The organism is Nocardia sp. NPDC005366 (assembly GCF_040606855.1).
Taxonomy (GTDB): Bacteria; Actinomycetota; Actinomycetes; order Mycobacteriales; family Mycobacteriaceae; genus Nocardia.
In genome coordinates, this window is the sequence record NZ_JBEXFQ010000024.1 from 109,271 (window position 1) to 117,124 (window position 7,854).

9 protein-coding genes are annotated in these 7,854 nt (G+C 65.3%); 4 read left to right on the forward strand and 5 right to left on the reverse strand.

Features of this window, described 5'->3' with window-relative positions; all coding sequences use genetic code 11:
* Positions 1-31: 31 nt before the first annotated feature.
* Genes ABZS43_RS25260 through ABZS43_RS25270 form a run of 3 tightly spaced genes read right to left on the reverse strand, consistent with a single transcriptional unit; the run spans position 32 to position 2,156 of the window.
* Positions 32-406 (reverse strand): DUF742 domain-containing protein, encoded by a 375-nt coding sequence (locus tag ABZS43_RS25260; protein ID WP_355038427.1) that lies wholly within the window; start codon positions 404-406, stop codon positions 32-34.
* Positions 403-819, reverse strand: coding sequence for a roadblock/LC7 domain-containing protein (locus tag ABZS43_RS25265; protein ID WP_355038428.1), 417 nt, complete (start codon positions 817-819; stop codon positions 403-405). Before ABZS43_RS25265 ends, ABZS43_RS25260 begins: the two co-directional genes overlap by 4 nt.
* Complete coding sequence (locus ABZS43_RS25270) at positions 819-2,156, reverse strand: ATP-binding protein (protein WP_355038429.1); 1,338 nt, start codon at positions 2,154-2,156, stop codon at positions 819-821. Before ABZS43_RS25270 ends, ABZS43_RS25265 begins: the two co-directional genes overlap by 1 nt.
* A gap of 415 nt (positions 2,157-2,571) precedes the next feature.
* Here ABZS43_RS25270 and ABZS43_RS25275 point away from each other — a divergent pair, with 415 nt between their 5' ends.
* Entirely contained in the window at positions 2,572-3,288 is a 717-nt protein-coding gene (locus tag ABZS43_RS25275; RefSeq protein ID WP_355038430.1) for a metal-dependent hydrolase, read from the forward strand.
* Positions 3,289-3,991: 703 nt separating this feature from the next.
* Here ABZS43_RS25275 and ABZS43_RS25280 read toward each other — a convergent pair.
* The gene (locus tag ABZS43_RS25280; protein ID WP_355038431.1) at positions 3,992-4,276 is read right to left on the reverse strand and encodes a hypothetical protein; all 285 of its coding nucleotides are present in this window, start codon (positions 4,274-4,276) and stop codon (positions 3,992-3,994) included.
* Between the two features lie 148 nt (positions 4,277-4,424).
* On the opposite strand from ABZS43_RS25280, the gene ABZS43_RS25285 reads away from it, so the two are divergent.
* Together ABZS43_RS25285 and ABZS43_RS25290 are read left to right on the forward strand one after the other, a co-directional pair.
* Positions 4,425-4,790, forward strand: a complete 366-nt coding sequence (locus ABZS43_RS25285; RefSeq protein WP_355038432.1) for a VOC family protein — start codon at positions 4,425-4,427, stop codon at positions 4,788-4,790.
* A gap of 249 nt (positions 4,791-5,039) precedes the next feature.
* Positions 5,040-6,044, forward strand: coding sequence for an SMP-30/gluconolactonase/LRE family protein (locus ABZS43_RS25290; RefSeq protein WP_355038433.1), 1,005 nt, complete (start codon positions 5,040-5,042; stop codon positions 6,042-6,044).
* Between the two features lie 48 nt (positions 6,045-6,092).
* Here ABZS43_RS25290 and ABZS43_RS25295 read toward each other — a convergent pair whose 3' ends face one another.
* Entirely contained in the window at positions 6,093-6,818 is a 726-nt protein-coding gene (locus ABZS43_RS25295; protein ID WP_355038434.1) for an SDR family NAD(P)-dependent oxidoreductase, read from the reverse strand.
* Positions 6,819-6,866: 48 nt separating this feature from the next.
* Here ABZS43_RS25295 and ABZS43_RS25300 point away from each other — a divergent pair, with 48 nt between their 5' ends.
* A complete protein-coding gene (locus tag ABZS43_RS25300; protein WP_355038435.1) occupies positions 6,867-7,763 on the forward strand; it encodes a LysR family transcriptional regulator in 897 nt (298 codons plus the stop codon).
* The last annotated feature ends 91 nt before the right edge of the window (positions 7,764-7,854 follow it).

Sequence of the window (7,854 nt, forward strand, 5' to 3'; positions counted from 1 at the left end):
CAGCGGCGCGTCGGCGCGGGTCGGCCGAGGGTCAAATATTGCGGAGTCCAACGAGCACCTTCTCGAGGGTGGTGGTGTCCGGCATCGAATTCCACGGCGCACCGGGGGTTGTCGCCTTGCCGATCTGAGGGTGACGGACGGTGATCTTGCCTGCGTGCAGGAGGTCCGAAAGCAGAATTGTGGTGATGCCGACGGGAATTCGCAGCTCCGCGGCGATCTCGACCACCGCGGTCGGGGCGCGGCACATGGACAGGATCGCGGCCTGCTCGCTGCTCATCCCCGATGTCGGCTCGGATTCGCTGACCACCAGGGTGACGAAGTCGAAACTTTCGTAGTCCGGTTTACTCCGGCCGCCGGTCAGTGTGTAGAGCCGGTCGGGATCCTCGTCGCGCCCTGATCTGCTCACGACACACTCTCCTCCCCGAAGCGCGGAGAGGTTGCCAGATGGTCGCCCAATTGCTCCACCAGTTCCCGCATATTGTGGCCGACGAGGCCTGCGTCGGCGTCCTCCCCCGCGATGACCGCGATATGCGCGCCCATACCCGCGTCGACGATGAACAGGATGCCGCCGTAGAACTCCGTCATCGACTGCCGCACGCCCGAGCGTCCGTCGCCGAATTCGATCGACGCGCCGTGCGAGAGACTCTGGATTCCGGCCGCTATCGCGGCCAGTTGATCGGCGCTGTCCTCGGTGAGCCGCTCACTGTGACACATCTTCAGCCCGTCGCTCGACAGCAGCAGCGCATGTCGAGTGCCGGGCGTGCGGGACAGGAGTTGTTCGAGCAACCAGCTCAGCTGCGAGGGCACGGAAGTTGTCATCAGTCGTTCTCCAGAGCGGCAGAAGGGGTTGGGACGGCGGGCTCGCGGCCGGTGATCGCCCGCTGGAACGCGCCGAGGGCGGCGGGTTTCGACCGCGTCGGCGGTGAGGTGGTCTCGGTGGGTTTCGCCTCGCTCAAACCTTCGGGATGGACAGCGGCGAAGGTGCTGCCGCGCCGCCGTTTCGGCAATTCGGCACCGGTGGACGAAGATGCCGCCGGGGCGACGCCGACCGGCGTGGCGACCGCGAGGGCCCGCGGCGCGGGCGGACCCACCGGGGGCTCGACAACGGACGTGTCGACCCGGGTGGTGAGATCGCGCGGCACCACGACGACCACGGCGGTGCCCCCGATGGCGGAGGGCCGATAGGACACGGTGAGTCCGTGCTTACGCGCGAGATAACCGACGACCGCGAGCCCCAGCCTGGTTCCCGACAAGGTCGACAGATCTGTCGCTGAACCGCTCTTGCCGCCGGGCGCGACGGTCGAGACGGCGGCTTCGGCGCGTCGCAACGTCGACTCGCTCATCACCAGACCGCTGTCTTCGATGGTGATGACCACCCCGGCCGGAACCTCAGCCGCGTAGAGGTGCACTTCGGTGGTCGGCGGGGAGAAGTTGCAGGCGTTATCGATCAGTTCCGCGAGGGCGTGCATCACGCCCTCGGCCGCGTGACCCGCGATCGCGATATTCGCGACCGCGCGCAGCCTGACCCGTTGATAACCGGCGACGCGGCCCATCGCACCGCGCAGAATCGATTGCATGGCGATAGGTTTCGCCCATCGACGGCCCGACCGCGAGCCGCTGAGTACCGCGATGCTATCGGCGAGCCGCCCCGCCTGGGCGGTGTGATGGTCCAACTGCAAGAGATCGGCCAGTACCGACGGATCGGAATGCTTGTGCTCCATCTCGCGCAATTCCGCGAGCATGCTCGTCGTCATCGCCTGCATACGTCCCGCGGCGCCCGCGAATGCGGCCATCGCGGCCACGCGACGGCTCTCGCTACTCCTGGCCGCCGAATGATATTCGGCTACAGCCTCATTCGCCGCGACTACCTGCGCGCGTAGTTCCGCGGTCGCCGAGATGATCGTGGCATTCGACGCGTCGTGGGTGGCGACCACCTCGGCATAGGCGGTATGCAGCTCCTCGCGCGCGCTCGCGGTGTCGGCGCGCGCGTCCAAGGCGGCGCGGCGGAAGTACACCGCCGCCGAGATCGCGACCGATAGCGCCACGGCAGTGGTCCCGCCCCCGATAGCCAAGGGAATTCGCATCTCGTCGGGCGTGTAGTACACCGCGACGCTGACTCCGGAGGAGGTGACAAGCAGGGATCCCCACCAGGTCACGTGCGGCAGGCGCCGACCGCGAATCGGGGGGGCCGCAACGCCGTCATCCGATCTGTTCGATGACTGTGACAAAGTCCGTACTACCACCCTCGCGCGCTCGCCTACCGGGGAAATCCTGTCGTCCCCTGACACCCCCGCTCCTTGTTCGGCACACTCAAATACTTGGACCGACAAGCAGTTTCGAATATCGGGTCACGAGCATAGCGGTAGCCGGATATACCCGCGACCGGTGGACCACAGCAGTGCCGCGGCACGGACACCAACGGTGTGGCGGCTCGCGTGTAGGCGGACACGCCAGATCCTCATCAGCCGATCGAAAGTGATCTTGATAACAGATCCGTATTATCCAGTCCCCCAACAGGATCAGATCTCAGGGGCATTACAGTTCGGACGTCTGTTCGACTAGCGTTGAGCAGTGCTCGGACATTCACATGCGACCAGCGGCGCGTTGGCCTGGTCGGGGGCAGCAGTGGTGCTGCCCATCACCGCGTTGACCTACCCGGCCGTCCAGGCAGGCGCCGGACATATCGGCACCGTCGAACTGTTACTCGGCACCTTCCTGACAGCAGGAGCCGCACTACTCCCGGACGCGGACCACCCCAACAGTTCCATCGCCCATGTGCTCGGCCCGATTTCGTACATCCTGTGCACAATCATCTCGAAGGTATCCGGCGGTCATCGACACGCGACCCACTCGCTGGCATTCGTCGCACTGGCGACATACGGAACCTGGGCGGGTGTGCACTGGCTCGGCAGACCATTCACGCTCGCACTCGTTTTCTTCCTGCTGGCCTTGGCCGTTCGCGCCCTGCACCTGTGCCCCGGCGGCGACAGCGTGAAGGCATGGGGCACCGTCGTCGTCCTGGCCACCGCCGGAACTTTCGCCATGGATCACTGGCTTTCCGACAAACCCTCGTGGCTCCCGTTCTCCGTCGGACTCGGGGCTCTCGCCCACATCCTCGGTGACTGCCTGACAGACAAGGGATGCAGGCTGTTCTGGCCGTTCGACATACGGGTCCGGTTCCCCGTCATCGAACGCACCGGCAACATAGTCGAGACCTGGGTCATCTCACCGCTATTCGTCGCGGGGACACTCGCCACGCTGTGGTACGCGATCACGCAACAGCCCTGACGCACTCCGCTATCGCGCCACGCAACCGACGACGACCGCCGCCAACGCCATATCCGCCTGAACGGCGGTGAACCGGAACAGGTTCGTGGCGTCTTAGCGTTTTGTTCCGTTTGGGCGTTCGGCTCGAGGTTGAGTAATCATGGTTACATGCGCATAGTCCGATATCCAGATTTATGAGCTACCACCGCCGGGAACTGCCTACAAGGTAAAGGTATCCGGATCGCTCTACAGAGCGAGAGCGTCCATCGACTTGCCGACACACTCGAGTTCCCGAACCGTCGTACTGAGGCAGTGCCGCGCTCCCCCGAGTCTCACAACACGGAACCCCCGCGATGGTCCACTCCCCATCTTCGAGAACTGAGCAGCGGGCGATCCCCGCCTTGCGCATCATCGCGTCCACTCCTTCCCTGGAGCCGGGGTCGAAGTGGAATGAGGCACCGCGGAATCCGGATCCCTCCGAGGAGACGCCGGCGTCCTGTGCCGCTGCCTCCCATTCGTAGAGAGCCAGTCGCGGGGATCCGCCGTCGAGGCTGAACGAAACGAACTTGTGGGTATCCTTGTCGATCGTGCAGCCCATGCCCTCGGCGTAGAACTTCTTGGCTCGGGACAGGTCTTCGACGCCAAGCATGATGGCGCTCACTTGCATTGACACGGTGTCTCTCCTGATGATTTTCGGTACCCGCCAGAGGCCTCGCCCGGGCGGCTACTCCGCGTAGGGCTGGTCGGTTCCCTGGGCGCTGTAGCCGAGACTCCAGATGAAGCCGTCCGGGTCGGCGAACGAGCCGCCGTACCCGCCCCACGGCAGGGCACCGGCGGGCTTGAGGATCATGGCGCCAGCCTTCTCGGCCTCGGCGATGATCTCGTCGACGCGCGCCTCACTACGGACAACGTAGGTCAGGACCAACCCGCTGAACCCGTTGAACCCACTGCCTTCGGTACTCGTGCCCACTTGCTCGGCCAGGCCATCGCGGCCGTAGAAATAGAACAAATGTTGATGGGCTGGAGCGTGCGTTTCGCCGCCCCCGGCACACGAAGGAGTTTTAGATGCGCAAGGTCCGGTCGACGGAATAACGGGCGCCCCGCTAGCAGTACGATTGTCCTGTATTGAATTCAGTGAGCCGCGGGAGGATCACCCCATGCTTCACCATGTCCAGATCGCCGCGCCGACCGGCTCGGAAGATCGACTGCGCGCGTTCTATGCCGGCGTGCTCGGTTGGTCCGAGCTCCCCAAGCCGCCGCAGCTCGCGGCGCGGGGTGGATGCTGGTTCCGGGTGCCGGGGCGCGGCGGTCCGGACGCGGAGTTGCACGTGGGTATCGAGGCGGACTTCCGGCCCGCCCGCAAGGCACACCCGGCTTTTGTGGTGAATGTCGATGCCACGGCCGCGGTGGTCGAGGCGGCCGGGTATCCGGTGCGTTGGGCCGACCCAGCGGAGATCCCCGGCCGTCGCCGGTTTCATACCGATGATCCGGTCGGCAATCGCCTCGAGTTCCTCGAAGGGTGATCCGGTCGTGTCGACCGAGGTCGACACCCACCGTGGCCGAAATATATTGCCATACAGTCAGTCTCGTGCAGGTCGTTCAGAATTTCCCTGATCTCGACGTATTTGCGATCTTTTGTGGTGATGGTGTTCGGAATTGAGCGATCTTCAATGTGATGGAAATACATAGTTAGATGCGCATATCTACGTATCGGAATGATCTTTACCCATGATCTTGCCCCACAGTGCACTATCCGCGAGCTAGTCTGAGCCATGACCGCCGGACGGACTATGAAGCCGCAGCGCTGGAATCCCCCGAAAGCCTCGGCGCGTGCGCGCGCTACCAGCAGCACCCCTCCCCTGCCCCCGGTGCGCAGAATCGAACTTCCCGGCGACGGGCCCGAAGATGTGGTCCTATCCCCCACGGGCGCCCTGATCGCGGGTATCGACGACGGGTCGATTCTGAGCATCGATCCTGCCGACGGGTCGGTGACCATGCTGGGGAATACCGGTGGGCGGCCACTCGGCCTGCATGCCGACGCGGACGGCACGATCCTGATCTGCGACTTCGAACGCGGTCTTCTGCAGCTGCACCCCGACGGCAGGCTCGAGGTTCTGGTCGACGAGGTGGACGGGGAGCGGTTGGCCTTCGCGAGCAATGTCGTGCGCGATGCCGATGGCACGATCTACTTCTCCTCATCGACGAATCGCTACTCGCTCGCGGAATATGTGGGCGATCTGCTCGAGCATTCCGGCACCGGCAGGCTGCTTCGCCGTGATCCGTCGGGCAAGGTCGAAACGCTTGTGGCGGAACTGCATTTCGCCAACGGGGTGGTGCTGTCCCCGGATCGCACCTGTGTACTGGTCGCCGAGACCGGCGGCTACCGGGTGACACGGTATTGGCTCACCGGTCCGAAAGCGGGCACCCACGACATCCTCATCGAGAATCTGCCGGGATTCCCGGACAATATGGCGCTGGGCAGCGACGGTCTGGCGTGGATCGCGTTGCCCGCGCCACGGGATCCACTGCTGGATCGACTGCTGCCATTACCCGGAATTCTGCGGCGCGTCGTATGGGCGCTGCCAGATTGGGCGCGGCCGAAACCGAAACGGACGGTATGGGTGCAGGCCATCGATTTCGAGGGCACGGTGGTCCACGACCTGCAGTGCGATGGCACCGACTACTCGATGGTGACCGGCGTGGTCGAGCAGGACGGCACGTTGTATCTGGGCAGCCTCACGGAGTCGGCGGTCGCGGTGACACGAATTCCCTCGTAACCCGCCCCGCGCCGAACAGATTCGGTGCACGATCGCAGGGTGCGCCCGTCACCAGGGCACCGCTCCGGCGTCGTCGAAGAATCCGCCGGTCGGGCCGTCGTCGGGCAGGGTCGCGAGGCGAATCGCGATGGCCGCACCCTGTTGCGGTGTACGGACGCCGCGAAAACCGTTGAGGTCGGTGGCGGTGAAACCGGGACAGCCGGAGTTGATCAAGATGTTGGTGTCACCCAGTTCCTTGACGTACTGGATAGTGAGGGCGTTGAGGAAGGTCTTCGAGGCCAAGTATGCGGCGGGAGCCGGACCCATGTCGATGCCGGGCGTGGTTTGCAGGGCGAGCGACCCGACGCTGCTGGACATGTTGACGATCCGCGGTGAGGCCGAGGCGCGCAGCATCGGCAGCATCGCGTTGGTGACCCGGATGACCCCGATCACGTTGGTTTCCACGACGATTCGCACGGTCACGGGATCGACCGTGGTCGGTGTCTGCGGCATACCGCCGGTGATCGCGGCATTGTTGACCAGGACGTCGAGCCCTCCGGCATGGTCGGCGATCAATTCGGCCGCCGCGGCCACACTTACGTCGTCGGTCACGTCGAGCGGCACACCGAACGCGTCGGTCCCGGCCGCGCGCAGCTTCTCCACCGCGGTGTCGCGGCGTTGCCGATCACGCGCGCCCACACCGATTCGCCAGCCGAGCGCGCCCAGGCCAGCGGCGATCTCGTATCCGATTCCCTTGTTCGCGCCGGTCACCAGCGCAATCGTCTGTTCACTCACACCGCCGATCCTGCTGCGGCTCCGGGTGCAGCGTCCAAGACCGATCGGGTGGGCGGCGATACCGCACGGGTATTGGTCGTGGTCATCGCCGGATACCATGACCTGGTGGAGACGCGGGAGTTGCGATACTTCGTCGCCGTCGCCGAGGAGTTGCACTTCGGGCGGGCGGCACAACGGCTCGCGATCGCGCAACCACCGCTGTCGCGAGCCATCCAGCAGCTCGAACGGCGGCTCGGAGTCGTCCTGCTGCACCGCACCGCTCGCGCCATCGCCTTAACCGGGGCCGGGGCGGTGCTGCTGCGGGAGGCCCGGACCGCGCTCGACGCGGTCGAAGCCGCCGAGCGGCGAACCCGCCGCGCGGCGGCCGACCAGCCCGGGGTGGTGCTGGCCACCAAGGCAGGAGCGTCCAGAGAACTGTTGTCGAAGCTGCTGCACGCCTACGCCGCCGAACCGGGCGCCGTGGCAGTCGAGGTGATGCTGTGCGGGCCAGGCCAGCCGGAAAGTCTGCTGCGCAACGGGCGTGCCGACGTCGCTCTGCTCCACCGGCCTTACGACACGACAGCCGGATTCGACACCGAGGATCTGCACACCGAACAGCAGGTCGTGGTCCTGCCCGCGGGTCATCCCCTCGCCAACCGAACGCATGTGCCGTTGGCCGAGGTCGACACCCTGACGAACCTGCCCCTGCCGCGCTGGCCTCGACGGGATGGTAGCTATCCGGACGGCCCCGGCCCGCAGGTGCGCGACCATACCCAACTATTCCAACTGATCGCGCTCGGACTGGCCTGCGCGGTCGTGCCCGAGTCGCTGCGAACTCAGCTACGCGACGATCATGCCGTCGTGCCCGTGCCAGACGCACCGGCCGTCACGACCGTCATCGCTTGGCCACCACACAGCAGATCCAAAGCCGTCGCCGACCTCGTCCACACCGCGACACGCCTCTAGGTTCTGTCTCCCAATCGTCTGATTAGTCAGCTTGGAGTGGCCGGTGGTGCATCATGTCCGCTGTGGCGAGGTCGGCGGGTGATCGGTTTCA

Bases quoted from the DNA above. Each gene is read 5' to 3' on its own strand.
- ABZS43_RS25290 (WP_355038433.1), top strand. From the start codon at position 5,040: ATGACCGCCGGACGGACTATGAAGCCGCAGCGCTGGAATCCCCCGAAA.
- ABZS43_RS25265 (WP_355038428.1), bottom strand. From the start codon at position 819: ATGACAACTTCCGTGCCCTCGCAGCTGAGCTGGTTGCTCGAACAACTC.
- ABZS43_RS25285 (WP_355038432.1), top strand. From the start codon at position 4,425: ATGCTTCACCATGTCCAGATCGCCGCGCCGACCGGCTCGGAAGATCGA.